At 27.6% G+C, this 1,334-nt stretch carries 1 protein-coding gene; it reads left to right on the top strand.

Features of this window, described 5'->3' with window-relative positions; genetic code table 11:
• Positions 1-973 precede the first annotated feature (973 nt).
• On the top strand, positions 974-1,159 hold the full coding sequence (locus tag GGR97_RS15195; protein ID WP_167899378.1) for a hypothetical protein: 186 nt from the start codon (positions 974-976) through the stop codon (positions 1,157-1,159).
• Positions 1,160-1,334: the final 175 nt, after the last annotated feature.

Raw genomic sequence — 1,334 nt, 5'->3', positions numbered from 1 at the left:
AACACTGATAAACACTTGATTTTAATGAAAAAGTTAACAGCGTAACTAATAAGCGAAATTTAAAAGATTACTCTTGTTTTATAGGGGTCAAAACACCAAACAAAAGCCGTTTAATTATTTTGATTTTAAAAATAATATAAAAGGGTTTTGTGACCTAGTAAAAAAGCAAGAAACTTTGAGAAAGAAATCAAACCCAAATTAATTTTAGCCGGTGTTGGGCAATGCAATTTTGAATCCAAGTATTTATATTTATTTTCAAAATTTCAAATTCCATTTTACAACTTTTTAAAATTCATTTCTAGAGCTTCTACGATTAATTCAACGTTTCTAATGATTCCATTTTCATTTTAAAAATGACTTAATATTTTAGAGATGTATTTCAATTACAAGACAATTTTTTTTCACAGTTTCAAGTGAGAGTTTTTGTGTTTAAAATACTTATCGTTTTAAATTTAACTTTCGAAAAGAGTAGGAGTTAATATTTTCAAAACATAACTACGATTAAAATCGAGTAATAGTTGTTTTCAGCGTTTCAGAGCTAATAAAATTTCGATTATGGATAAAGTTATTATTTTATAATTTTCGCGCGGTAGACAGTTTCAATTTCATTTAAGAATAACTACTGAAATTCAATTACTGGGCCAGTTCGGAACGAGCTGTTTTACTTGTTTTGCCCAACGGTTTTGGCTAGGATTAGTACGGGCTTGAAAATCGACAAGATTTTCGAAAACGAACTGAGCCTAAGCTTTTTGTTTGGTTTTGTTTCTTTTTAATTTAACTAAGCCAAATCAACAAGATTTGGCGGACTTAGTAAATATACACAAAACATTGGAGTAGGGAAAAGAGCCCGTATTAATTTTAGCCGGTGTTAGCTTTTCGTGGTTTTCAGTTTTTTTTTAATTTCAAATTATGGTTTCTATTGTTACAAATAATTTATTTTTTCCTTTTAAAAGGAATCCAAATAAAGAAACAAATGAATAAAATAAAAGAAATAATTGGAGCTATGAAAGGAATAAATATCCACCCAACAGTTCCTAATCCTCCAGTTGAATTTTCAGGGGGATATAATTTGTCAAATGCCCAACAAAATGAAAATATTCCAAAAAAACTGATTATTAGACCTGTAAAAGCACCAATAATTCCACTTACAACTCGTTGAATAAATTTCAATATTTTTCTAATTTAATATTTTATAAATAACAGTAAAGAGTATTATAATAGCAGGGATTATTCCGCCTAAAAACTATTTTGTTTTCAAAAATATGGTTAATAAATTTCTTTTTATTTCTCATACAGAATTTGATCTCAGTAACTAGAAAAACAAAGAAAAACCA

Source organism: Wenyingzhuangia aestuarii, from assembly GCF_011927765.1.
In the GTDB taxonomy this organism is placed as follows: domain Bacteria; phylum Bacteroidota; class Bacteroidia; order Flavobacteriales; family Flavobacteriaceae; genus Wenyingzhuangia; species Wenyingzhuangia aestuarii.
Note: the sequence above shows the minus strand (reverse complement) of the source record. Positions and strands in the feature narration are given on the sequence as shown.

What these genes read in the sequence shown, in the direction of transcription:
- GGR97_RS15195 (WP_167899378.1), top strand. Translation starts at nt 974, where the DNA reads ATGAATAAAATAAAAGAAATAATTGGAGCTATGAAAGGAATAAATATC.